General features: G+C 61.9%; 20 protein-coding genes. 3 read left to right on the top strand and 17 right to left on the bottom strand.

Translation table 11 applies throughout. From position 1 onward, the window contains the following. Window positions 1–60: 60 nt before the first annotated feature. Together AC3IT6_RS17540 and AC3IT6_RS17535 are read left to right on the top strand one after the other, a co-directional pair. Entirely contained in the window at window positions 61–1,554 is a 1,494-nt protein-coding gene (locus AC3IT6_RS17540) for a sensor histidine kinase (RefSeq protein ID WP_489351520.1), read from the top strand. Then, window positions 1,523–2,956 carry a sigma-54-dependent transcriptional regulator gene (locus AC3IT6_RS17535; RefSeq protein ID WP_489351518.1) on the top strand — a complete coding sequence of 478 codons (1,434 nt, stop codon included), beginning with the start codon at window positions 1,523–1,525 and terminating at the stop codon, window positions 2,954–2,956. The genes AC3IT6_RS17540 and AC3IT6_RS17535 overlap by 32 nt, the downstream gene beginning before the upstream one ends. 271 nt (window positions 2,957–3,227) lie before the next feature. On the opposite strand, the gene AC3IT6_RS17530 is transcribed toward AC3IT6_RS17535, so the two are convergent. After that, window positions 3,228–3,605, bottom strand: coding sequence for a hypothetical protein (locus AC3IT6_RS17530; RefSeq protein ID WP_489351516.1), 378 nt, complete (start codon window positions 3,603–3,605; stop codon window positions 3,228–3,230). A 172-nt stretch (window positions 3,606–3,777) separates the two neighbouring features. Here AC3IT6_RS17530 and AC3IT6_RS17525 point away from each other — a divergent pair, with 172 nt between their 5' ends. Beyond that, a complete protein-coding gene (locus AC3IT6_RS17525) occupies window positions 3,778–4,584 on the top strand; it encodes a class I SAM-dependent methyltransferase (RefSeq protein ID WP_489351514.1) in 807 nt (268 codons plus the stop codon). Between the two features lie 809 nt (window positions 4,585–5,393). On the opposite strand, the gene AC3IT6_RS17520 is transcribed toward AC3IT6_RS17525, so the two are convergent. From AC3IT6_RS17520 to AC3IT6_RS17445, 16 genes are all read right to left on the bottom strand, one after another. Continuing rightward, window positions 5,394–6,188 (bottom strand): ChbG/HpnK family deacetylase, encoded by a 795-nt coding sequence (locus AC3IT6_RS17520; protein ID WP_150752979.1) that lies wholly within the window; start codon window positions 6,186–6,188, stop codon window positions 5,394–5,396. Further along, the gene (locus AC3IT6_RS17515) at window positions 6,160–7,377 is read right to left on the bottom strand and encodes a GNAT family N-acetyltransferase (protein WP_489351512.1); all 1,218 of its coding nucleotides are present in this window, start codon (window positions 7,375–7,377) and stop codon (window positions 6,160–6,162) included. Before AC3IT6_RS17515 ends, AC3IT6_RS17520 begins: the two co-directional genes overlap by 29 nt. 4 nt (window positions 7,378–7,381) lie before the next feature. After that, on the bottom strand, window positions 7,382–8,068 hold the full coding sequence (locus AC3IT6_RS17510; RefSeq protein WP_489351510.1) for an N-acetyltransferase: 687 nt from the start codon (window positions 8,066–8,068) through the stop codon (window positions 7,382–7,384). Window positions 8,069–8,150: 82 nt separating this feature from the next. Further along, entirely contained in the window at window positions 8,151–10,070 is a 1,920-nt protein-coding gene (locus AC3IT6_RS17505; RefSeq protein WP_489351508.1) for a hypothetical protein, read from the bottom strand. Next, a complete protein-coding gene (locus AC3IT6_RS17500; RefSeq protein ID WP_489351506.1) occupies window positions 10,067–11,371 on the bottom strand; it encodes a lipopolysaccharide biosynthesis protein in 1,305 nt (434 codons plus the stop codon). The genes AC3IT6_RS17505 and AC3IT6_RS17500 overlap by 4 nt, the downstream gene beginning before the upstream one ends. Beyond that, entirely contained in the window at window positions 11,368–12,366 is a 999-nt protein-coding gene (locus AC3IT6_RS17495) for a polysaccharide deacetylase family protein (RefSeq protein ID WP_489351504.1), read from the bottom strand. Before AC3IT6_RS17495 ends, AC3IT6_RS17500 begins: the two co-directional genes overlap by 4 nt. A gap of 12 nt (window positions 12,367–12,378) precedes the next feature. Next, window positions 12,379–13,515 carry a glycosyltransferase gene (locus AC3IT6_RS17490; RefSeq protein ID WP_489351502.1) on the bottom strand — a complete coding sequence of 379 codons (1,137 nt, stop codon included), beginning with the start codon at window positions 13,513–13,515 and terminating at the stop codon, window positions 12,379–12,381. Continuing rightward, a complete protein-coding gene (locus tag AC3IT6_RS17485) occupies window positions 13,508–14,476 on the bottom strand; it encodes a glycosyltransferase family 2 protein (RefSeq protein ID WP_489351500.1) in 969 nt (322 codons plus the stop codon). Before AC3IT6_RS17485 ends, AC3IT6_RS17490 begins: the two co-directional genes overlap by 8 nt. Beyond that, window positions 14,473–15,840, bottom strand: coding sequence for an O-antigen ligase family protein (locus AC3IT6_RS17480; RefSeq protein WP_489351498.1), 1,368 nt, complete (start codon window positions 15,838–15,840; stop codon window positions 14,473–14,475). The genes AC3IT6_RS17485 and AC3IT6_RS17480 overlap by 4 nt, the downstream gene beginning before the upstream one ends. After that, the gene (locus AC3IT6_RS17475) at window positions 15,837–16,931 is read right to left on the bottom strand and encodes a glycosyltransferase family 4 protein (protein WP_489351496.1); all 1,095 of its coding nucleotides are present in this window, start codon (window positions 16,929–16,931) and stop codon (window positions 15,837–15,839) included. The genes AC3IT6_RS17480 and AC3IT6_RS17475 overlap by 4 nt, the downstream gene beginning before the upstream one ends. Continuing rightward, complete coding sequence (locus AC3IT6_RS17470; RefSeq protein WP_489351494.1) at window positions 16,928–18,520, bottom strand: GumC family protein; 1,593 nt, start codon at window positions 18,518–18,520, stop codon at window positions 16,928–16,930. The genes AC3IT6_RS17475 and AC3IT6_RS17470 overlap by 4 nt, the downstream gene beginning before the upstream one ends. A gap of 15 nt (window positions 18,521–18,535) precedes the next feature. Beyond that, on the bottom strand, window positions 18,536–19,567 hold the full coding sequence (locus AC3IT6_RS17465) for a polysaccharide biosynthesis/export family protein (protein ID WP_489351492.1): 1,032 nt from the start codon (window positions 19,565–19,567) through the stop codon (window positions 18,536–18,538). Window positions 19,568–19,589: 22 nt separating this feature from the next. Further along, the gene (locus AC3IT6_RS17460) at window positions 19,590–20,237 is read right to left on the bottom strand and encodes a CpsD/CapB family tyrosine-protein kinase (protein ID WP_489351490.1); all 648 of its coding nucleotides are present in this window, start codon (window positions 20,235–20,237) and stop codon (window positions 19,590–19,592) included. Further along, window positions 20,238–20,984 (bottom strand): sugar transferase, encoded by a 747-nt coding sequence (locus AC3IT6_RS17455; RefSeq protein WP_150752967.1) that lies wholly within the window; start codon window positions 20,982–20,984, stop codon window positions 20,238–20,240. A gap of 44 nt (window positions 20,985–21,028) precedes the next feature. Next, on the bottom strand, window positions 21,029–22,033 hold the full coding sequence (locus AC3IT6_RS17450) for an NAD-dependent epimerase (RefSeq protein ID WP_489351487.1): 1,005 nt from the start codon (window positions 22,031–22,033) through the stop codon (window positions 21,029–21,031). Beyond that, a complete protein-coding gene (locus AC3IT6_RS17445) occupies window positions 22,030–23,382 on the bottom strand; it encodes a UDP-glucose dehydrogenase family protein (RefSeq protein ID WP_489351485.1) in 1,353 nt (450 codons plus the stop codon). Before AC3IT6_RS17445 ends, AC3IT6_RS17450 begins: the two co-directional genes overlap by 4 nt. Window positions 23,383–23,470: the final 88 nt, after the last annotated feature.

Below are 23,470 nucleotides of genomic sequence, written 5' to 3'. Positions count from 1 at the left end.
ACCTACACTGATCCAGAAAACGGCTGAACAGGCTCGATTTCAAGTATCCAGGACACCGCCATGCAGATACTAGAACAACAAAAAGTAGCTGCGACGCAGGCTCCGGCAGCACAACGCAAGAGTTGGCGGCCGCAGTTCAATTTACTGCGCTGGTTTTCCCTGGCGAGCTTTCTGATCATCGCTGTGGTGGCGCTGGGGCTGGGTTACATCTCCACGCGCTTTGTGGTCGACGAAAGCATCGAGCGCGATTCGATGCTGACCGCGCAGTTCATCCAGTCCATTGGCGAGGCTGAAATCCGGCATGCCGGCATTGCCCCGGGTCGAACCATGGGCGAAATGCTCGACCCGCGCATGGACGATGCCTACCCCGACGTCAACCCGGCATCCCGGGCCGCCGCGCGCGTTGAGTTTCTCGACCATGTGGAGCATCTGCCGGACATCCTGCTGGCGACGGTGTACGCCCTGGACCGCACTGTGGTCTGGTCGACCAACCCCGAGTTGATCGGCGTGCGCATCGAGGGCGACGATGAGCTGGACGAATCCTTCGAAATGAAATCGCCGGTGTCCACCAGCTACCACGAAATCGATGAGGAGCGTCCCGAGCAACGCTTACTGCGCGAACCGGAGTATTTGTTCGTCGAGAACTACATTCCGATGTTCAACGCCGACAGAAGCAAAGTGATTGCCATGGTGGAAATCTATAAAGAGCCGCTGGATCTGGTGGAACGCATCCAGCGTGGCTTCAAGGCGATCTGGCTGGCCACGCTGATCGGCGGGGCGGCCATTTACCTGGGGCTGTTCTGGATCGTGCGACGCGCGGCGACGCTGTTGCAGAGCCAGCAGAAACAATTGATCGCCAACGAGACCTTTGTCGCCCTTGGCGAGATGTCTTCGGCGGTCGCCCACAGCTTGCGCAACCCGCTGGCCAATATCCGTTCCAGCGCCGAACTGGCCCAGGGCATCGCCAGCCAGACCGCACAGAAAAACATTGGCGACATCATCAGTCAGGTCGACCGCATGTCGCGCTGGGTCCGTGAATTGCTGGTGTCGTTGCGGCCGATGAATGACGACTGTGAAACGGTCGACCTGGTGCTGGCCCTCGAAGACACCTTGAGTGCCTTCGAGTCCCTGATCAAACGTTCGGACGTCGAAGTGCGTTTCTCTCCTGTCAGCGTGCCGCCGATCGTCAGCCAACAGGTGCTGCTCACGCAAATACTCAATAGCCTGTTTGCCAATGCACTGGAAGCCATGCCCAAGGGTGGCGTGCTGACGATCGAGATCGATTCCTCGGTGCCCGGCGACTTGCGCATGACCCTGACCGACACCGGCAAGGGCATGTCCAAACAACAGCAACAAATGGTCTTCAAGCCGTTCTTCACCACCAAACAAGGTGGGTTGGGCGTGGGCCTGGCCCTGGTCAAAAGAATTATGGAACGGTTTGACGGCTCGGTCGAACTGACCAGTCGGGAGCAGGAAGGAACCCGCGTTTGTCTCAATTTCAAAGTGGCAACGGGAGGGGCATATGGAGCACAGCATTCTGCTGGTCGAGGATGACGAAATTCTCGCCGAGAATATTCAGACTTACCTGGAGCGCAAGGGCTTCGAGGTGACCGTTTGCCACTCGGCCGAAGATGCACTGGAGCAATTGGGTTCTTTCGCTCCTGACGTGGTACTGACCGACAACTCGTTGCCGGGCATGAGTGGTCACGACCTGATCCAGAAGCTGCGCATCAGCGCGCCGGATCTGAAAGTGATCATGATGACCGGTTACGGCAACGTTGAAGACGCCGTGGCGGCGATGAAAGAGGGGGCCTTTCACTACGTCACCAAACCGGTGGCCCTGCCAGAGCTCAAGCAGTTGTTGGACAAGGCCCTGGCCACCGACCGCATGGAGCGCACGCTGTCGTTTTACCAAGAGCGCGAAGCCCAGAAGTCGGGGGTGCAGGCACTGATTGGCGAGTCGGCACCGATGGCGTACCTCAAGGGCACCATCACCCAATTGCTCGACGCCGAACGACGCATGGTCAACAGCGATCTGCCGCCGGTGCTGGTGGAAGGCGAGACGGGCACCGGCAAGGAACTGGTAGCCCGGGCCTTGCACTTCGACGGCCCGCGCGCCAAAGGCCCGTTCATTGAATTCAACTGTGCTTCGATCCCCTCCAATCTGGTGGAGTCGGAACTGTTCGGCCACGAGAAGGGCGCCTTCACCGACGCCAAGGATCGTCGCATGGGGCTGGTGGAAGCGGCCGATGGCGGCACGCTGTTCCTCGATGAAGTCGGTGAAATGGACTTGCTGCTGCAAGCCAAGCTGCTGAAGCTGCTGGAAGACCGGACCATTCGCCGGGTTGGTTCGGTGAAGGAGCGCAAGGTCAATCTGCGGGTGATCAGCGCCACCAACTGCAACCTCGAACAAATGGTCCAGCAAGGCAAATTCCGCCGCGACCTGTTTTTCCGCCTGCGCATCATTTCGATCAAGGTGCCGCGCCTGTATGCCCGTGGCGCCGATATCCTGCTGCTGGCCCGACACTTCCTGGGGCTGCATGGCAAACGCTACGGCAAGCCGAACCTGCATTTCAGCGACCAGGCCGAAGATTTGCTGCTCAGCTACAGCTGGCCGGGCAACGTGCGCGAACTGCGCAACATGCTGGAGCAAACCGTGTTGCTGGCGCAAAGCGACACCATCGCCGTCCATCAGTTGAACGTCTGCCTGAGCCTGATGGATGAGCCACCGATGTTTCATCACGAGCCGCCACATTCCAGTGAGCCGCGTCCGTCCTACAACGGCAGCGAGTCCATGAACCTGCCGGAAGTGGAGCGCGACATGGTGCGCAAGATGCTCGACAAAACCGACTGGAACGTCACCAAATCGGCACGCCTGCTGGGTCTGAGCCGCGACATGTTGCGCTACCGGATCGAAAAACTCGGCCTCGCGCGCCCGGACAAACGCCAGTGGTAGGGGGCGTTCTCAATTAGTTTCCCTACCGCGCCGGGTCTGCTGTTGTGCAGGGCAAGGCGCGAGAAGCGCAGTTTGGTCATTCCAAATCAGCTTCGAGCAACACAGCCCTGCACAACAGCAGGCCCGGCCCTTCGGGTTGTGCCTTAAAGCTGGCCATGCTGCGTTGCAGGCCTTGGAAAGGGAACAACCATTCCCAGCGGCCTACGCCTTGCCTGGCCAGCTTTAAGGCGACAACGCGGTGGGGAAACTAATTGAGAACGCCCCCTAGTGCTCACTGCAACACCGGGCCTTGCCTCAGGCAGGACTGCATGCAGCCGGGGTTCTCGACCTCCTGGTTCACGTACACGCCACGCTCCGGATCGTAGGAACGGATAAACACCCGAACCGTGGCGTCGGCCACAGTCGGCAGGCGCGAGTCGGAAAACACGTGCTCGCTTGAAACCGGAGTGAATTCCCCGGGCGCGGTCGGGATGTACGAACCCGGCGGGATGATATTCATGGACGGTGGTACGGGGTGCGCAAAGGGTTGGTCGGCGCCGTAATAGTTGAATTCACTGCTGTAGTTGGTGGTGGGCAAGTCGTCGGCGTGGGCGACAGCGGTCGCGCTCAGGCAGACGGCGAGCAACAGCGTCAGATCGGTCTTTTTCATGGCAACACCTGCTAAATCGGTTTAACCATATTCCCCCCAAGGTTATTAACTATAGCTGCCGCCGTGGACAGCCGTCGGCGCTGCGCGGATTACAAGTTCGCAACACCTGCCAGGATGAGGTTGATCTAGACTCCGGCCGGTCAAATCGACGACCCGGACCCTGGAGCGTGCAATGGAACTGCCGACAAAAGAACAAGCCATCGCCAGTAACCGCGAGGCCTGGAATGACTCCGCCCGTCACCACAAAGACTCCAGCGAATGGCAAGCCTTGTTGAAGGGCGTGGAATACGCGGATTTTTCCTGCCTGGACGACACACTGACCGCTTTGCTGACCCAGACGGGTGTCGACGGCAAGGACGTGGTGCAACTGGGCTGCAACAACGGCCGCGAAAGTCTGTCGCTGTTTGCCTTGGGGGCGCGCAGCGTGGTGGGTGTCGACCAGTCTGAAGCATTTCTCGGTCAGGCACGGGAACTGGCGTCCCGCTCGCCCCATGCGCCGCAATTCATCGAAGCGGACATTCACCACCTGCCGGTTGGACTGCAGGAGCGCTTTGACCTGGCGTTGATCACCATCGGCGTCTTGAACTGGATGCCGGACATCGGTGAATTCTTGCGCCATGTGGCGCGTACGCTGAAGCCGGGTGGGGCGCTGGTGGTGTATGAAACTCACCCGTTCCTGGAAATGTTCGACCCCGAGGCAACCGATCCTTATCGTCTGGCCAGTTCATACTTCCGTCGCGAACCGTTCGTGCAGCACGAACCGATCGTCTACGAAGGCAAGGTCGAACAGCCGTCGGCGGCGTCCTACTGGTTCGTCCACACCCTGGGCGATCTCTTCAGCGCCGCCATTGCGGCAGGGTTGCAGATCCGTCACTTCAAGGAGTACCCACACTCCAACCGTGAAGAATGCTATGACCGCTATCAACAGCAGGTGGCGCAGTTGCCGTTGTGTTTTACGTGGGTGGTGGTGAAGAGCTGAGGGATGTGTAGCTCGGACTGACACATATCCGGTTTTTTGGTAACGGCGGCTTATGGTTTCGCCCTTACGGCGAGTCCCTTTTGGCAAACGCCCCAAAAGGAACCAAAAGGTCTCGCCCCTTACGTACGGCCCCTCGCCAAGGCTCGGGGTTCCTTCGCTCCGGCATTCATCCGGGGGCATTGCCCTCCGGTCGGCTTCGCGCGACCTACATGCAATGAGTTCGACTGCGTCGAACGGCGCTGCGCGCCCATCCCCGGATGAACACCTCCACTCAGCCTGCCGAGGGGGCGGGTGGATCAAGATCAAGAGCTGCAGGCGAGCTAACGCTCGGCCTGATGAGTGGTTAGAAGCGTGGGTGTACGCCGCTTTGCCTCTGCTTTTCTGTGGGAGCGGCGGTGCGGCGATCCGACTTGCTCGCGAAGGCGGCCTGACAGCCGACCGAAATCTTGCAAATGTACTGAGTACCTGTGGGAGCGGGCTTGCTCGCGAAGACGGCCTGCCAGCCGACTCAATGCTCACAGGCGAACGAACCCCGCGATCAGGCCGGCCGGTAGGCCGCCTCGCTTTTGCTTTGGCTTTTGATCTTGATCTTCTTGCCCCCTCGTGAGGCCGAACGTCAGGGGCAAGAGCCCTTGGTTACTTGGGGCCGGGCGGCGTTCCGCTCTTCCAAGTAACCCGCCGTAAGGGCGGAACCATCAGCCGCCGTTACCAAAGAAACGGATATGTACACCATCAAAACAGATGCGCCTGACACAAAGCCATCGTCGGAACGCCGCCCGGAGCAAGCCCGCTCCCACAGCGATTGCGGATTACTCCAGAACGCCCTGTGCGCGGTGAGGCGCAGCATCGCCCGCAGCGGTATAGGCCACCCGCGGCACACCCGGCAAACGCTGCTCCAGCAAAGCACTCAAGGACTCTCCCGGCTCCAGGTAGGCATCGCCGAAGTCGGCGCCGAGCTGGTTCGGGTGGGCGACGATTTCCAGCAGTCCGTCGGGTGGTGGCTCGGCGTTGCGCAGATCCACCGGGGTGCACACGTAGTCGGCGGTCGCACCGGCCAGGTTGCTCAGGCGACGGTTGAGCAGGTCCTTGAACACGCGCTTGGGCAGGCTGAGGTTTTGCCCCAGGTTGCGCGCCAGACGCACCGGCACCCCCTGGCGGGCGGCGAAGCGCGCGACGATCTCGCCGATCGGCCAGATGTTGTGCACGTGTTGATGGGAGTCCAGGTGGCTGGGGCGCAGGCCGTTGTCCAGGCAGCGCTGCCACTGGGCTTCGAGTTCTTCGAGCACGGCGTGGCGATCCCGGCGCCCGAGCCAGAGGCGGGTGCGGGGCAGGTTGAGGTCGAACACGCCGGCACCGTCGCAAAACGTCGGTCGCTGCACAATGCTCTGGCTCAACGGCCGGCCGTAGGTCAGGTTGAAGTGCAGGCCGATGCGGCCTTCGAGCAACGGATGCCGGGCCAGGACGCAGGCCGCTTCGAACGCCGGCATGTTGGCCATGGCGGTGGCGGAGCTGATGAGCCCGGCCTGGAACGCGCCCAGGATCACCGCGTTTTCGCAGGCACTGAGGCCGAAGTCGTCAGCGTTGACTATCACTTGCCGAGGCATGTTCACCCTCCTTGAGTTTTTCCGTAGGCGCAGGCGCTTTGACAGCAGGTGCCGCGACGGGCGCCGGGTTGGCGACTGCGGCTGCGGCGCGTCGGGCGCGCCATTGCTGCAATCGGGGTTTGAAGCGTTGCCAGACCCGCAAGGCCAGCCCCAGCACCAGACCGCCTGGACGCCAGGAGTAAAAACTCCAGCGCCAGTGTTCCAGTTGCCCGGTCATGCGTTCGTGCAGTTGATGGCTGGAGTTTTCCAGGCTGACCCGCGACGCATCGATCCACAGCCAGTTGTCTTCCAGGCCCCAGCGAATCCACTCTTCGAGCAGCACCCGGCCGCTGCCCAGGTCGGCATATTGCGGCAGGAACGCCAGGTTGTAGTCGTACAGTCGGCCCTGCTCCAGCAAGCCGAGGCGATAGCTGATGCAGCGCCCCTCCAGTTCCAGCAGCACCACGCGCACCAGGCCTCGGGCCGCCAGGGCGGTGAAGGCGCGGTCCATCCACTGGCGACGGCGCGCATCGGCAAAGATCCCGATCCCTTCATCGCCTTTCCAGCTCACCGCTTCGACTTCACTGATTTCCTGCAACAGCGGCCCCATGGTCAGGGAGTCGGGGGTAATCCGCCGCACCTGGGCACCGCACGCGGCGATGCGTTTGCGCGCGCGGCGCAGTTTGTAGCGCGGGTCGCCGGAGACTTCCTGGTGGTCGGCCTCGCTGATCAGGTGCACCGGCACTCGACAGCTGAGGCGTAGTTCGGAGGTCGAACTCAGTGCCTGCCACGGTGCCAGGGTCTGCGCCTGGGCCGTGGAACCGGCCAGCTCGTTGAGTTGCAGCACGGCATGGGGCAGGCGTTGACGGATCTGCGTCAGCGCCTTGCGTAAATTGTCGTCGTCCAGCCTCGTCAGCAGTGCGAGGCGGTCGGCGAGGGGATAGCCCAAATGATGCAGGACCCGAAACGGCAAACGCGCAAAGCGCTCCACGGACGCCACCAGCGGCAGGCACAGCGCCAGTTCTTCACCCTGCCAGCCAAGCAGCACGTGCAACTGCTCGCCGGGTTTGAGTGCCAGTTCCGAGGCGTATAGCCAGGCCAGGGTGTTGAACGGCGTGTGGTCCGTTACGCGCTGGCGCAACGCTTCGTAAGCCGCTATCGGAAAGTCGTCGGTGCACAGCGAAGTGCGCCATTCGAATCGTGCAGACATAGGGTCAGCTCGCCTCGGCTGGAACAGGAGAGGGTGCCGGTTTGCGCAAGGCATCCAGGCGTGAACCGCTGTAGCGGGTTTCGCGGAAGAAGCGCCAGCCGAACAGGTGGTAAATGTTCATGATCCGTCCCTGCTCGCGATACCCCATACGCATGTGCAACTTGAGCGCGGGAATGTTGTGGGACTCGCAGATATCCACCACTTTGTTGCAGCCCTGATCAGCCATGGCTTTCCACAGGTTCAGCTGGAAATCGACCGACAGCGTGGTGCCCCGGTAGGCAGGAATCTGTTCGAGAGCGAACTCGAAGAACTCACCTGGCTTCACCGGGAACATGCAGCCGTAGTAATGACGGTCGAAATAATCGCGTGTGCTGCCCCAGATAAAGGCCACTGTATCGCCGTTTTCATCCAGGTACATGTGCCCGGTGTACCCTTCGGACGCCAACTCGGCCATGGTGCCCACGCGATCGCCGAAGTGTTTGGCGAACGCCACGGCGTTCTGTGGGGTGATGGTTTCCAGTCGCAGCGGTGTATAGGGCCGCAGCTTGTGTGGCGGTACCGGGCTCACCAGATCACGCTCCATCCACAACAGTTCTTCGTGGAAAAATACGTAGTGTTTCCACAACTTGCCGACGGTGGCGCGCAGGCCTTTTTGCTTGATGTGATCGCTGAGTTTTTTCAGAACATTCATGTTTTTGACTCCTGACGGTGTTGGCCGTGAGTGGAGTGAGTCAATGCGCGGCGGATCGTCCACGGGCAAAAATAAATGACGTTCATGAGGCGCTCCAGCTGAGGGCAAACAGGGTTTCTCCCGGTAAATCGAAGCTGATGCGACCCTCCAGGCATTTGAAAGATGCGTCGCGACTGCGGTTGTCGGCGCCGAAATAGCGCAATGATCCCTGGGGCAATGGACATTGCGCGCCAGCCAGGCTCACACGCTGCAAGCGTGAGCCTTTGTTGACGCCCAGCAGGCTGCGTTGGTGCCCGGCAGACATGGCCAGCACGTCAACCTCGAAGGCGTCGTTCTCCAGGCGCATGACATCGTGTAGCCAATGCTGGCGGATAAATTGCTGCGCCAGGCCTACGGGCTTGAGCTCGAATTCATCCTCGCCGAGCACGCGCAACATGCCCTTGGGATACTCAGGTTCGTCGGCGGCCTGGAACCAGCCGAGCATGTCGAGCAAGCCGTCCTGGGAAGCATTGATGATGACCGAGGCCCACCATAACGAGGCGTAGTGGGTTTCCTGATCGTAGGGGCTGAGGCTGGCCCCGCTGGACATGTTGGTCTGGTCCAGCAACAAGGCTTTGCGCGGTCGTCCCTGGGCGTCGAGCCCCACCAGTTCTGCCGCTTTGCGTACGCTATCGCGGTAGACACGGGTCGCCAGCAGGTCGCGGACCATCCATTCGTGCCAGGCCAGCGCATCGATCTTGTCGCCGGACTCGGCCAGCAAGCGTCGGGCCCAGTCGATGCCGCGCTTGTCGGCGGCATGGTCGATGAACGGGCCATTGACGAACCGGGAGCTGGCCGGCATGGCGATGCGTACGCCGGCTTTGGCGTTGTCCGGGTTGCTGCGCACTTGCCAGGCCATGCTGTTGAAGAGGCGCTTGTAGCTGGCGTAGTCCGGGTAGTTGAGGTTCGGTTCGTCGGCAAAGCCGATGTAGTGCGTGCCCTTGCCGCCAAGCGCGCGTGTGGCGGCGAGCCAGGCATCGAGGCCGGCGTTGCTTGTGGTGTCGGCGCGCAGGTCGGCCTTGCGCTGACGGCCGGCCAGCAGGGTGATGTCCTGAGTGATGCCCAAGCGATCCTGATACAGCCGGCGGAACACGTCTTCGTAATGCGGCCGCGTCGCCATGATGTCGACCAGGCTGTAATAGGTTCCGGCCTGTGGTTGCAGGGCATCGAGCACGGCGAAACTGGAATCCGGCAATCGCGCATAGGGCAGGGCGATACCCAGGTTCGGGGTCTTGCCGAGCACGTCGTTGTGCAGCGTCAGCCGGGTCTGGCCTTCGTCTTCGCGCAAGGGTTTGAGCTGTTGCGGGTTTTGGGCGAACAGGTTGGCCGTGCCGTCGAGCCAGAATGCGACCTTGCCGCTACCGCGCAGGTGCAGGCGCCATACTTGATCGGTGGTGGCAACGGGCAACTCGACTTTGTCGAACTGCCAATAGGCGGGGTAAGGCTTTAGAGACAACGAAAGTTGTTGGCCGTCACTCACGCGCTGCGCCTGCAACGCGCCGACGCCGCCGTGGAATTTACCGGCCAGCACCGCGTGCTCACCGGCCGCGACCTTGAAATACAACTCGTCACCGTCCCGGGGCTCGACGCTGAAATGCACCTTGGCCGGGGCGAACAGTGCGACGGTGTGGTCGTCGTGCTCAACCGTATAACGGCGGAAGCTGTAGCCGGGAATTTCCAGTCGATAACTGGCGGCGCCCGGCGCCAGGTCCCAGCGTTGGCTACCGCGGGGCTCATTGGCGGCAATCAGTCGTTCGCTCTGGAGTTTGCCCTGGCCGTCGAGCAAGTACAGGTGTTCTTCGTTGGCTTGCGCCTGCCACACCGGGGTCCAGAGCACGGTCAGGGTGTCGGGGCGGTCCGTTTGCAGGTACAGGCTGCCGTCGCGGATATCGGCCCAACGCATGGTTGCAGCTTCAGCGCTCAGCCCGAGGCCGAGACTCACCAGCAATAACAGGTGTTTCATGCCGATTTCCGTTGCAGCATCAGCAGCATCGGTGCGATGTCGCCGGGCAGGACGATGAGCGTTTGCCAGACCGGCACGTGGCTCAACCGGCAATACACCACCAGCAGCGCCAGGGTCACGGCCAGGTACGCGATAGAGGACGCCGCTGCTGCGCCGACGATGCCGTAGGTCGGGATCAGCAGCACATTGAGCGCCAGGTTGAGCAGGGCGCTGAGGCCCATCAACAACGAAATCGTGCCGGGCCGGTTTTTGCCCAGCAGGTCCAGGCGCAGAATACTCATGTAGCACAGACCCAACAGGCCTGGCAGCAACGCCAGCAACGCAGGATATGCAGGCTGATAGGCCTCGCCAAACAGCGTCACGATCAACCATTCACCGACCACTGCCATGGTCAGGCAAGCGCCGAGCATCACCGTAGCGGTCAAGCGCAAGGCCAGTGGCGTGACTTTTTCGATGCCTGCTTCCTGTTGCAGCAGGCGCTTCATCAGCGGTGTGGTCACTGCTTCCGGAACGATCAGCAGCAACTCGGCGGCCGCGCTGGCCATGGCGTAGTGACCCAGCGCCGTGGTGCCGAGCAGGGCGCCGATGAACAGGTAGTCGGAGCGCAGAATCACTTGCTGGAACAGCAGGTCTGGATGACTGCGGGCGCTGTAACGCAGCAGTTCGTTCTGACTGGCGCGGTCCCATTGCAGGTTCAGCGGATGCTCGCGCTTGAGCCACACCCAACCGGCCAGCACCACCAGGCTGATCCCCGTCAGCCAACTGATCAGCGCCGCTTCCAGGGCCGCGCTTTTCCACATCCAGAACAGGGCAAGGAACACCAGCAGCGGCGCCAGCGACTCGATCAGGCGCAAGGCATTGAAGGCGACCACGCCGCCCGAGGCGTTGTGCAGGGTCAGCAAACCGCTTTTGAGCACGGTCAGCGGCACCGCCAGCAGCAACAGCCAGGCGAGCAGGCCCAATTGCGTGGTGATGTCCAGTTCACTGCCGAACTCGCGGGTCAGCGCCACCACCAGCAAGGTCAGCAACGCCGCCAGCAGACAACCGAACAGCAGCACCTGACTGAGCAGCAAGCCCATCGGTCGTTGCTTGGCCGCCTGGTAGCCCACCGCTGAATTCAAGCCGCCGCTGGTGGCAGCGCTGATCAGGTCGGGCAGGGCGCTGAGCAAGGCAAACAAGCCCCGTTCGCTGGGGCCGAGAATCCGCGCCAGCAACACGTTGCGCAGCAAACGCAGGGCGATCATCGCCAGTTTGGTGCCCATGCTCAGGGCCAGGTGCCTGAGGTAGTTGTTGCGGCTCATGGACGTGCCCCACGGTAAATGCGCCAGGACAGCAACCCGGGATTGCGCGCGGTACGCTGGCTGACGCCGAAGCGTGGCAGGGCCAGTGGATCTTCGGTTCCTCGATAAATGCCGGTGCCGGTGCCCAGGGCAAACGGGAAGTCATGCCTGGCCACCTGTTGGCGCACCCGCGCATCGTTGTCGCCATTGGGGTAGCAGTAAACCGGCAACGGCTGGTTGCAGCCGTGGAGCAGCGCCTCGCGACTGCGGCTCAGTTCTTCATCCAGGCGTTGATCGTCGAGACCGGTGAGGATGGCGTGGCTGGCACCGTGGGGGCCGAAGCGCACCAGGCCGGACGCTTCCAGGTGGCGCACTTGCTGCCAGTCCAGCGCCTGGGGCAACGACTCTTGCGGGCAGGCGTCGGTCAGGCGATTGAGGTCCAGCGGCGACAGGGTTTTCAGGCTCTGCAAAAAGTTCAGCAACGCCAGGCTGCGGCGTTGCGGATCCGGGTCATCGCACAGTGGTGGCAACGGGCGCCCAAGTTGCTGTTGGCATTCGATCAGGTGCCGGCGTGCCTGTTCGCCATGACTGTTCCACAGGGTTTCGCCGATGCTTTCCCACCAGAAGCGCTGGCGACTGCCAATGAAATCGGTGGACAGAAAGATGCTCGCCGGCACCTGGTGTTTTTGCAGCAGCGGGAACGCGTTCACCGCGTTGTCGCGCCAGCCGTCGTCGAAGGTCAACGCCACTTTCGGCCGCTCCGAGCGCGCAGCCGGTTGCAGAATGTCCATCAGCGGCACGCAGTCGAAGTGTTTTTTCAACCACACCAGCAGATGTTCAAACGCCTTTGGCCCGACACACAGTTCATTGCGATGGGGCAGATCGGCGGCCTGGTCGCTGGACAGCACCCGGTGCAGCATCAGGATCACCCCGGCGCCGTGCAGTTGATTGCGCCCGACCGGAGAGTTGAGGTACAGCCAGCCACTGGTGCGTTTTAACAGTTGTTTGATCGCCACGGCACGCGCCTCTCATCGATTTTGCTCGGGGTTCCATTGGGCGTAACGCTGACCGCGCAGGAACTGCCACAGGCCGATGCTCATCCCGGCAAGGGTCACCAGGAGGAACGCGGCGAGTCGAAAGGGTTTGGGCAAGCGGTGTTGCGAATCCAGCAGGCCGGCAATGGCCGCCGTGTAACCGAGCAGTTGAGCGATCAGGCTCAGGCGATAAAAGCCGTGCTCCTCCCACAGCCAGAAGTTGCTCAGCAGCAACGGCAGCAACAGGATCGGCGCTAGACGCCGGATCAGCTTGTGGCTGATCAAGGCAATCGCATACAGGCCATGGGTCAGCGGATTAAGCAGCTCCCGGCGCTGGGCCAGGCTTTGCAAACCACCCACTGTGACCCGCTGGCGGCGACGGAATTGCTTGTCGGCTTCGTCCACACCCTGGTCGATTACCCGGGCCTGGGGCACGTAGACAATCCGCTTGAGCGCCACTGGCGCGCAGGTGCTGATAAAGAAATCGTCGTTGACCTCCGCTGGCACGCTCTGGAACAACTCGCGGCGCAGGGCGAGCAATGCGCCATCGGCGGAGACCATGCAGCCGGTGCGATTTTCCACGTAGCGCAGCCAGCCTTCGTAATGCCGATACAGGCTGTCGCCCACGCTCAAGCCCTTGCCGGTCACCGGGATCACCATTTTCCCGGCACAGCCACCGACCTGCGGGTCGTTGAGCGGCGCGAGCAAATGGCCGAGGGTGTCGGTGGACCATTGGTTGTCGGCGTCGGTGAACACCAGGATCGCACCGCTGCTGATCGCGACCCCGGCATTGAGCGTCGCCGCCTTGCCCTGGCGGGGCAGGTCGAGCACGGTGATGCGCGGGTCATTGACCTTGTGTGCACAGGCCACGGTGTCGTCGGTCGAGCCGTCACTGGCCAGGATAATGTGCAGTGAGCGGGCCTGATAATCCTGGGCCAGCACGGTGCGCAGTTTTTCTTCGATATGCCGCGCTTCGTTGTGCGCGGCAATCACGATGCTCACGTCCATCGGTTGTGCCGGTCCATGGCGCGGTGCCGGGTAAAACGGTGCCAGCAACGTCAATAACAGGGGATAACCGAGGTAGGCGTAAACCGGTAGCAACAGGCACAACCAGAAAATGAATTCAGCCACGGGCGGGCCTCCTGGCATTCCAATGACAAAGGCTGAGGACGACCCCGGCGCCCGCCAGGTGCAGGCGCACCCAGTGCAGGCCCCAGAGTTGCAGGGTCAGGAGCGGGTCGCGGTGCCTGGCACTCTGACGCAGGCTCAGTGCCAGGGCGGGCAGGACGGTCAGCAGCAGCATTAGCACCGAATGATGGGGGAAACCGTCGAACAGGGCGGAAATGGCCATGAAATCGATCACCCAGGCGGCAATCGACAGCAGCGGAAAGCGCAGCAAGCGCAGGCTCGGGCCATGGGTGCGCAGCAGTTGCAGGTGACTGCCCTGGCGCCATAATTCCTTGCCCATCCATTCCCGCCAACTGCCTTCGTAACCCCAATGCAGCGCCACGCTTTGGTTGACCGAGCGCAGCTTGGCACCGGCGTCGACCAGGCGCATGGTCATTTCCTTGTCCTCGCCGGTGCGCAGTTGTTCATTGAAACCACCGACCTTGTCGAACCAGCGACGGCGCATCAGCAGGTTGCAAGTGGGCAGCCATTGCGCGACATGCAGCGGCTGCGTATCGGGGCGCAAGGTGCGGCGTTGCCAGGCGTCGGCGTACCACGGCGCTTCGGCCGGGGTGTGCAGGTCCAGGCCGATGACATCGGCCTGGCCGCTGGACTCGAGGTCGAACAACAGCTTGAGCCAGTTCTCGGGCATCTCGACGTCGGCATCGATAAAGGCCAGCCATTCACCGCTGGCGATCGCCGCTCCGCGATTGCGCAATGCACCGATGAGCAGGCCGGGCAGGACCAGCACCTGGGCGCCGAACTGCCGGGCAATGTCCGGGCCCTGGTCATCGGAGCCGTTGTCGACCACGATCAACTCGCATTCGACGTTGGCCGCCTCGGCGGCATGTCGTGCCGCGTGCAGGGTCCGGGCGATGTGCCGGGCCTCGTTGTACATCGGGATGATGATACTGATGCGGTTCATGCCTTGACCTCTTTCAGCGGGGCTTCTTCGGCTTTCGTGCGCAACACGCTGGTCAACGCGAGCATGATCCACAGGTACTTATGGTTCGGCGCGCTGAGGAACATCAGGAACAACATCAACGACAGAAAGCTCATGCCCAGGTGGGTCATCAAATCAGCCTGATGCCCGTCTCGTCGCAACAGGCAGGCGCGGCGGGCGCGGATCAGGTTGTACAAACCCAGGGCGAGCATGCCGACGAACATCAGGCCGGCGGGAATCCCCAGTTCACTGAAGATCTCCAGGTAGGTGTTGTGGGCGCGACGGTACAAGTCATCGGTCTTGCCGCTGACGGAAAAGGTCTTGGCATAACCGGTGGTGGCGTAGTGCAGAGGGAACGTGCCGGGGCCGGTACCGAGCAAGGGGTTCTCGGCGATCATGGCGCTGCCGACCACTATGTAGGAGGCGCGACGGCCCAGGGACGCGTCCTGACTCTTGGCCCCGGAGCTGAGGATGCTCAGCGACTGGATGCGCGCCACGTAACTTGCCGGCATCGCATAGAGCCCAAGCGTAATCACAATCGTCAGGCCGAGCATGGCAAAGCCCAGGTGGCGTGGACGAATATGTGGCAACTGCGCGCGGTAGTGCCACGTGCCGATCAACAGGCTGAGGAGCAACACCACCAGCCCCGAACGGGATTCAGTCTTGGTCATGCCTGCCAGCAGCACGAGGGCACAGGCCCCCCAGAACAACCGGTGCGACCGGTTCGGGCTGTGGACCACCAGCAACAGCGCCATGGGCACGGCGAAGGCGATCATCAGGGCAAAGTCGTTCGGGTCATTGAGCATCCCGGACGCACGGCCGTCGTCCTGGTATTTGGCAGAGAACATCGCCATGGCGCAGGTCACCGCGACACTGATGGCAACCAGTTTGGCGAACAGGTCGAGGTTCAACTCACGCCCGACCAGCAGGGTGATGACAAACAGAATCAGGCCAACGCTCAATTCGCGCAGGTGGCCCAGGGAGAAGCCCATGTCGTCGGTGTTCAACAGACTCAGCAGGTACAGCACCATGAACCCGACCAGGAAACGCCAGATATTGCTGCGCAGGCGCTCGGCCGACAGTTGGTGAATCGCCAGTTGCAGCATCAGGATCAGCGCCAGCGAAGCCCCGAGGAACTTGGAGCCCGACAGCGCGCTGTCCTTGAACAGACCCTCGAAAGGCAGGATGGCGACAATGCCCAGCAGGCCCCAGGCAGGCTTGCGGTACAGCACCGCGACACCCACCAGGCCCAGCACCGCTCCCGGCGCCAGATACGGATAAGGGCTGGCCAGTAATCCGAGGCAGACCAGACCGAGCAAACTGACGATCGAGAGCGGAACAATCACGCGCGTGCCTCCCGTGCAGTGCGGATGTAAAGCTGCGACCAGCGTTCGGCCAGGACCTTGAGGTCGTAGCGATCCCGTTGCGTACGTTTTGCGTTGTCGATCAACTCGCCGGCCAGGGCCGGGTCACCCAGCAGCGCGCCGATCTGGCGGGCGAGGGCGGTGCTGTCGGTGGGCGCGGCGAGCAGGCCGTTGTGGCGGTCCTGCAAGACATCGGGAATCCCGCCGACACCGAAGGCCACCACCGGCACCCCGGCCTGCATCGCTTCGAGCAGAATCATGGGCGTGCCTTCGGTGCGCGAGCTGATCACCAACGCATCGAGTTGTCGCCACCAGGCGCGCATGTCGGTCTGGTAGCCCGGCAGCGTGATACGTGTCTGCAATCCCGCTTCGTCTATGCGCGTCTGCAGGCTTTCGCGCTCCGGCCCGTCGCCGAGCATCACCGCGTCCAGTTGCGGGTACTGCTGACACAACGGGATCAGCGCATCGAGAAACAGGTCAGGGCCTTTTTCGCTACTCAGGCGCCCGACGTAGCCAGCCAGCCAGCGTTGACGTTCACCAGTGTGCGGCAGCAAGTCGTGGGCCGCCGGCAGGCCGTTGGGGATCACCTGCAACTTGTCCGTGCGCACATTGGCCTGGCGGTGCAGCGCCGCAATGCTTTCGGCGACACACACCACCCGGTTCACCGAGGCCGTGCGGCACAGTTGCAGGCTCAGCCAGGTGTAGAACTTCTGCTTGCGACTGCGCGGGGTGAAGCCGTGCTGGGTGATCACCAGTGGCAGCCGCAACAGCGTGGCGCCGACCCAGCCGAACAACAGGCCCTTGAAGTTGTGCGTATTGATCAGTGGCCGCTGGTCCCGTCGCTGGCGCAAATGCCCAAGCAATGCGCCCAGGCCTGCACAGCCGAGGCAATCGACACCGGCCTCGCGAAATCGCGCGATCAGTTCTGGCGGCGCATCGAGAAACAGCACCTGGTGCTGCCCCGGCGTCGCCAGGCAATGATCCAGCAGCATCCGCTCGGCGCCATAAAAGCCGCCGCTGCTGAGCAAATGAATGATCGGCAGGTCGTGGGTGGTGCCGAGCGGCGCGTTCAATTGCGCACCCAATGCAAGAGGGCCGGTACGCTCCAGTTCTTGTGCGGATTGTTCGGCAGGGTGCTTTGATCGTTGATCACCAGCAGCACCGGCAAGCCCAGTTCATGGGTGATTTGCGCAGGGTGCTTGAAGCGGTGGTCGAAGAACTCACGCACATAGACCAGGGCAATCGCCAGCAACAAACCGGTGAACAGTCCGAACGGAATGATCAGCATCGGTTTGGGGAACGCCGCTTCGGTCGGTTCGAACGGCGGGCTGAGTACCCGTGCGTTGGACAGGTCGTTGTCCAGCGCGCGCGCGGTGCTGCTTTCGGCGAAGCGCTGGGCATAGGTGCCGAACGCCTTGTGCAGCGCGTTGATTTCGGTGTCCATCTGCCGCAGCTTGCTGCGGGTTTCCTGCAACTGGTGGATGCGATTCTTGAACTCGGCAATGCGCGCGGTTTTCTGGTCGATGACCGAGCTGAGCGTTGCCAGGTCGCTGGTGCGCTCCTGAATCCGGTTGCTGACAATCTTCAGGAATTGCCCACGGGCCCGGATGATTTGCTCGCGGGCCCTTTGCATCGGCTCACTGCCGGGCTGAAAGACCGCCAGGTCGTCCATGTAGCGGCTGACCAGGGTCGTCAGTTGCTCACCCAGTTGCTTGATCTCGCGGTCTTCGAAAGCGACGCTGTCGACCGTGGTGGTGAAGGTGTAGGGGAAGGTGTAGTCGGTGATTCTGGCGTTGTTGGCGGTCGCCAGGCTGGTTTTCAGGTAATCGAGCCAGCGCTGGCTTTGCAGCAGTCGGTCCTGATACAGGTTGAGCGCCTGCTCCTCGGTGTTGATCGCGTTGAGGCGGAACGTGATTTCTTCCTTGGGGTCGGACGAACCGATGCTTTCGAGCAAGGCCAGGCGATTGGCTTCCAGGCCATCGAGACGCACCTGGTACTGCAATTTCTTGGTCTCGTAGAAGCTCTGCGGCAGGTCGACCGATTGCATTTCCTGGCGGATGACCAGGTAGTTTTGCAGCAGGGCGGTGACGAATCGGGTGCCCTGGGCCGGGTCAGGGAAGCTGTAGACGATCGAGATCACGTTGGAGCCCGGCAAGGTTTCAACCTTGAGGGCATTGGACGCTTGCTGCGTGAGGGCATCGAGCACGGTGTCGCGTACCGGATCGGTCTGCAGCCCGAGCAGACTGCGAACCGGGTTGACCACGTGCTCGCGAACGGGATTGGTGACAAACCGTTTGAGCGGCTGCACCAGCAGTTTGTTGAAGGCGCTCACGGGGAGCGTGTACTCACCCTTTTCGCGCAACTCGCTGATGGTCTGGCGGATCAAGGCCGGCGAACGCAGGATATTGCTCTCGGTCTCCATGTCGGCCAGCGACGGCGGGATGAAGGAAGCGTTTTCCTGAGTGAGGGTGCTGGTGGCATCCCCCTGGGAGATTTTCTTGGACTGCACGATCACCTGGGCGGTGATATCGAAACTCTGCTTGAGCAACAGCGGCAAGACCACGGCGATCACGGCAAAGACCAGGAAGACTCGCTTCACCAACTGCCTGTTGGCGAAGAAGATCCTGAAGAACTCATGCAGGTAGTTTTCCTTTGGATTCATGTGGGTACCTGAGAGTTAGTTGCTGCTGTCGTCTTTGTTGTCGACGCGGTAGCTGAAGCTGAGGCCCATGCCCTGGAACAACACGACGTCCGCCAGTTGCCGCGCGAGCTCACCGGCGCTGGCCAGTTTGGTCTTGGGCACGTACAGCATGTCGTCCGCTTGCAGGTAGGCGATCTGGGAGGCGTCGCCGGACAAGGCTTTTTCCACGTCGTAACGATGCGCGACCACCTGGTTGCCGTTGCGCCGCATGATCATCACCGAGTCCAGGCGTGCCTTGATGTTGGAACCACGGGCCATGGTCAGGGCTTCGAGCACCGAAACCGGGCGGCGGATCGGATAGGCGCCCGGCTGGCCGACTTCACCCAGTACATAGATTTCGTTGCCGGCGGTGGACTTGAGCAGCACGTCCACGGTCATTCGCCCCGGCAGGGTGGCATAACGTTTATTCAGGTAGGCCTGCAGCTGGTTGATGGTCATGCCTTGCAACGCTACGGCACCGATTTCCGGGAAGCTGGCGTAGCCGTCGGTGCCCACGGTGATTTCCCGGCTCATGCCGGTGGCGGGGTGGTTGAGCACGGACTTGAGGTTCCATTCACTGGCCAGCGGGCTCACCACCATCACTGACAGCTGATTGCGGTTGGGCTGGAACAGCTGTTTGCGATCGTAGGCGCGCTGAATCGCGTCCCGTGCTTCATCGCGGGTCAGGCCCTCGATTTTCACCGAGGTGTGGGCCCCCGGCAGTTCGATGGTGCCATCGGGCAGCACCAACTGGTTGCCGTTGAACTGGCTGGCGGCGGTGAAGTTCAGCGCGATCGTGTCCCCGGACTGCACGCGATAGGCGGCCGAGCCACTGGTGCTGATGTGGAAGATCACGTCCAGCACATCCTGTGGGCGCAGGGTCTGCTCGACCTTGGGCACGTCGGTGGCCTGGGCGTTGGCCGGTGGGGCCGTGAGGATTTGCACCGGCATGCTTTGTGATTCGTCGGAGGAAGTGCTGGAGCAACCTGCAAGGGGCAGCAACAGCAAGACAAGCATCTTGGCGTTCATGGCGTCATCCTTGTCTGACTGCTCACAGGTTCTTGTACAGCCATTCGGGCATGTAGTACTTGCGTCGATTGAACACGCTGCCGACCAGCTTCGCTCCCGCCTGACTCAAGCGCTGGGCCGCGGCCTGGGCCACTTCCCAGCGGGTGTCTTCCGCGGGCACGACCAGGACCACGCCGTCCACCTGGGTGCTGATGACCAGGGTGTCGGAGGCCGAATACACCGCGTCGCCATCGATCACCACGAAGCGGTAGCGGATGCCGAGTTGATCGAGCAGCGGGCTCAGGAGTTCGGGTGTCAGGTGTTCGTTGCCACGGAAGTAGCGGCCGAATGGCAGAACGTGAAAGGGCAGGCTGGAGACATCCACCACGCAGTCCTGCAACAAAGGCGGGCTCTGGGTGTTGAACAACAAGTCGCGAAACCCCCGTTCCTTGCTCAGCCCCAACTGTTGCGTGAGGTTGGTCGACGACTGGCTGGCATCCACCAGCAGCACCAGGCCGCTGCTCATCTTCGCCAGTTGACTGGCCAGCGCCAGGGCGCTGGTGGTGGTGCCTGCGCCGGGGTTGGCGGCGGTCAGTAAAAGGATCCGCAGGTTCTGGTCGAGTACGGTCGATGTCAGGTTGGACTCGCTCGGGCTGGCAATGCTGAGGCTTTTAGCCGATGAACCGTCCATTTAACTCGCTCCGTGACCGCTGAATACTTTGAAAGGGGTTTTCAGCAGAATCTTCAAATCAAGCAGCAGGCTCTGCTGGGCGATATAGGCGAGGTCCAATTCAACGCGCTGGTCGAAGTCGATATTGCTGCGCCCGGAGATTTGCCACAGGCCCGTCATGCCGGGGTAGATGCTCAGGCGCACGAGGTGCTTGTCCTTGTAGCGGTAGGCGTTGAACGAAGTCGGCCTGGGGCCTACCAGGCGCATGTCGCCGGTCACCACGTTGAACAGGTTCGGTAGCTCGTCGAGACTGGTGCGCCGCAGGAAGCCGCCGATACCGGTGATGCGCGGGTCCTTGTCGATCTTGAAATCGATGGCGTCGGCGCCGTGCTTGTTCAGGTGCCGCAAGGACTCCTTGAGCTCCTCGGCGTTGACGACCATGGTGCGGAATTTGTACATGCCGAACAGGCGGCCGCGGTAGCCGGTGCGTTTCTGCACGAACATCACCGGCCCCGGGCTGGTCAGTTTGATGGCCAGCGCCAGCCCCAGCAGCACCGGGGAAATCAGCACCAGGATCAGCAGCGCGCCGAAGCCGGCCAGGACGCGGTTGGTGCGCGACAGGGTCCACGGCCGGCCACCTTCGCGACCGGTTATCCAGCCACAACCCTGCATGTGGATGGCGGCATCCATGCGCTTGCGTTGCTCGGGGTCCAGGCGTTTGTCCCTGCGCATATTGCTAAGTGGCACACTTTTTTCGTGTTCAGACATAAATTCTCCGCAGAGTTCAGCCGTGTGCGGCATGGGCGACGCAGTCAGTAGTAAGTGCGGAACCAGGCAACGAAGCGCCCCAGTCCCTCGTCCAGCTCGATACGCGGCTGGAAATCGGTAGCGCGGGCCAGCTCGCTGGCATCGGCGCAGGTGTTGAGGACATCGCCGGGTTGCAGGGGCAGCAGTTCGACCCGGGCTTTTTGCCCCATGTGTTTTTCCAGCAATGCCAGATAATCCTTGAGCTCTACCGGGTGCTGGCCGCCGATGTTGAAAATCCGCCAGGGCGCCATGCTCGTGGCCGGGTCCGGTTGTTCGCGGTCCCATTGAGCGTTGGCTTGCGGTGGGCGGTCGATCAGGCGTGTGATGCTCTCGATAATGTCGTCGATGTAGGTGAAGTCGCGCTGGTGCTCGCCGTAGTTGAACAGCTTCAGTGGCCGTTCTTCGGCGATGGCCCGGGCGAACTGGATCGGCGACATGTCAGGCCGTCCCCAGGGGCCGTACACCGTGAAGAAGCGCAGCCCGGTGCAGGGAATACCGAACAGGTGGCTGTAGCTGTGGGCCATCAGTTCGTTGGATTTCTTGGTCGCGGCGTACAGCGACAGCGGATGATCGACACCATCCTGCACCGAGTACGGTGTGTGCTGGTTGGCGCCATACACCGAACTGGACGAGGCGTAGATCAAATGCTTGACCGGGTGCTTGCGGCAGCTTTCGAGGATGTTCAGGAAGCCGCTCAAGTTGCTGTCGAGGTAGGCCCGGGGATTTTCCAGGGAGTAACGCACCCCGGCCTGGGCCGCGAGGTGGATCACGACCTCCGGTTGTTCCCTGGCAAACAGTGCCTCGATGGCCGGTGTATCGGCCAGGTCAACCGTTGAGAGCGGGAAAGGGCGTGCCTGCTCCTGCACCCAACGCACGCGATCGTGCTTGAGTTGCGGGTCGTAGTAGCTGTTGAAGTTGTCGAGGCCCAATACCTGGTGTCCATCGCGCAACAGTCGCAGCACGCAATGGGCACCAATAAAACCGGCCGCTCCGGTGACGAGAATCTTCATGGATGGACGGCCTCGGGCGCGATGTGGCGCAAGCCGATGCCGCTGTAATGCAGGCCGGCGGCCGCCACCTGTTCCGGGCTGTACAGGTTGCGCCCGTCCACGATCACCCGTTTTCGCAGTTTGTTCGCCAGCCTGTCGAAGTCGACCACGCGGAAGTTCTTCCACTCGGTGCAGATCACCAGGGCATCGGCGTCTTCGAGTGTGTCATCGCGGGTGGCGCACAGATGCAGGTCGTCGCGGTAGCCGTAAATGCGCCGGCATTCGGACATGGCTTCCGGGTCGTAGGCGTGCACGCTCGCACCTTCGGCCCAGAGTGCCTCCATCAGGTAACGGCTCGGTGCTTCGCGCATGTCATCGGTGTTGGGTTTGAACGCCAGGCCCCACACGGCGATGGACTTGCCGGCCAGTCCACCGGGAAATTGCGCCTTGAGTTTGGTGAACAGGATATGCCGCTGGTGATCGTTGACGTCGGTCACGCTGCGCAGCAACTTCAGGGGCATTCCGGCGTGTTCGGCGGTGTGCAGCAGAGCGCGCAGGTCCTTGGGGAAGCAGGAACCGCCGAAGCCGCAACCGGGGTAGATGAAGTGGTAACCGATGCGCGGGTCCGAACCGATGCCTTTGCGCACGGCTTCGATATCCGCTCCCAGCAACTCGGTTAGGTTGGCCAGCTCGTTCATGAAACTGATGCGCGTGGCCAGCATCGCGTTCGCCGCGTACTTGGTCAGCTCGGCGCTGCGGTTGTCCATGAACATCAATTTGTCGTGGTTGCGGCAGAACGGTGCGTAGAGCTCGCTGATCTGGCTGCGGGCTTCATCGTCACCGGTGCCGACGATGATCCGGTCCGGGCGCATGCAATCGGCCAGGGCACTGCCTTCCTTGAGAAACTCCGGGTTGGACACCACCCGTACCTTCAACGAACCTTTGCCGCGGCGCTGCAACTCTTCAATGGCGGTGGCACTGACCTGGTCCGCCGTGCCGACCGGCACCGTGGACTTGATGATCAGGGTGCGGTCGGCCTCCATGAAACCGGCAATCTGCCGGGCCACGTTCAGCACATGGCTGAGGTCGGCCGAACCGTCTTCATCGGCGGGCGTACCGACGGCGATGAAGATAAGCTCGGCGTGCTCTACCGCATCGCTGGCCTGGGTGGTGAAGAGCAGGCGACCGGCCTTGATGTTTTCTTCAAGGGTGCCGGAAAGCCCCGGCTCACTGATCGGTGGCACGGCCTGTTGCAGTTGCCGGATCTTGTGCGGATCGATGTCGACACACAGGACACGATGTCCGACATCGGCCAGTGCCGCTGCTTGAATCAGGCCAACATAGCCCGTACCAAATACGCTCACGTCCATATTAGCGTGCCTCGTAAAACGGTGGAGAGTTGCAAAACAGGACTGTAAAAAGGGGTATAGACCAGCCTCGGCAAACCGTGTCAGCAAA

It is taken from the genome of Pseudomonas sp. KH_017 (genome assembly GCF_057840285.1).
Note: the sequence above shows the minus strand (reverse complement) of the source record. Positions and strands in the feature narration are given on the sequence as shown.

Excerpts from the sequence above, each read along its gene's own strand:
- AC3IT6_RS17530 (WP_489351516.1), bottom strand. The coding sequence starts at position 3,605 with ATGAAAAAGACCGATCTGACGCTGTTGCTCGCCGTCTGCCTGAGCGCG.
- AC3IT6_RS17450 (WP_489351487.1), bottom strand. The coding sequence starts at position 22,033 with ATGAAGATTCTCGTCACCGGAGCGGCCGGTTTTATTGGTGCCCATTGC.
- AC3IT6_RS17510 (WP_489351510.1), bottom strand. The coding sequence starts at position 8,068 with ATGAATGTTCTGAAAAAACTCAGCGATCACATCAAGCAAAAAGGCCTG.
- AC3IT6_RS17515 (WP_489351512.1), bottom strand. The coding sequence starts at position 7,377 with ATGTCTGCACGATTCGAATGGCGCACTTCGCTGTGCACCGACGACTTT.
- AC3IT6_RS17540 (WP_489351520.1), top strand. The coding sequence starts at position 61 with ATGCAGATACTAGAACAACAAAAAGTAGCTGCGACGCAGGCTCCGGCA.
- AC3IT6_RS17465 (WP_489351492.1), bottom strand. The coding sequence starts at position 19,567 with ATGAACGCCAAGATGCTTGTCTTGCTGTTGCTGCCCCTTGCAGGTTGC.
- AC3IT6_RS17500 (WP_489351506.1), bottom strand. The coding sequence starts at position 11,371 with ATGAGCCGCAACAACTACCTCAGGCACCTGGCCCTGAGCATGGGCACC.
- AC3IT6_RS17455 (WP_150752967.1), bottom strand. The coding sequence starts at position 20,984 with ATGTCTGAACACGAAAAAAGTGTGCCACTTAGCAATATGCGCAGGGAC.
- AC3IT6_RS17505 (WP_489351508.1), bottom strand. The coding sequence starts at position 10,070 with ATGAAACACCTGTTATTGCTGGTGAGTCTCGGCCTCGGGCTGAGCGCT.
- AC3IT6_RS17485 (WP_489351500.1), bottom strand. The coding sequence starts at position 14,476 with ATGAACCGCATCAGTATCATCATCCCGATGTACAACGAGGCCCGGCAC.
- AC3IT6_RS17445 (WP_489351485.1), bottom strand. The coding sequence starts at position 23,382 with ATGGACGTGAGCGTATTTGGTACGGGCTATGTTGGCCTGATTCAAGCA.
- AC3IT6_RS17520 (WP_150752979.1), bottom strand. The coding sequence starts at position 6,188 with ATGCCTCGGCAAGTGATAGTCAACGCTGACGACTTCGGCCTCAGTGCC.
- AC3IT6_RS17470 (WP_489351494.1), bottom strand. The coding sequence starts at position 18,520 with ATGAATCCAAAGGAAAACTACCTGCATGAGTTCTTCAGGATCTTCTTC.
- AC3IT6_RS17535 (WP_489351518.1), top strand. The coding sequence starts at position 1,523 with ATGGAGCACAGCATTCTGCTGGTCGAGGATGACGAAATTCTCGCCGAG.
- AC3IT6_RS17460 (WP_489351490.1), bottom strand. The coding sequence starts at position 20,237 with ATGGACGGTTCATCGGCTAAAAGCCTCAGCATTGCCAGCCCGAGCGAG.
- AC3IT6_RS17525 (WP_489351514.1), top strand. The coding sequence starts at position 3,778 with ATGGAACTGCCGACAAAAGAACAAGCCATCGCCAGTAACCGCGAGGCC.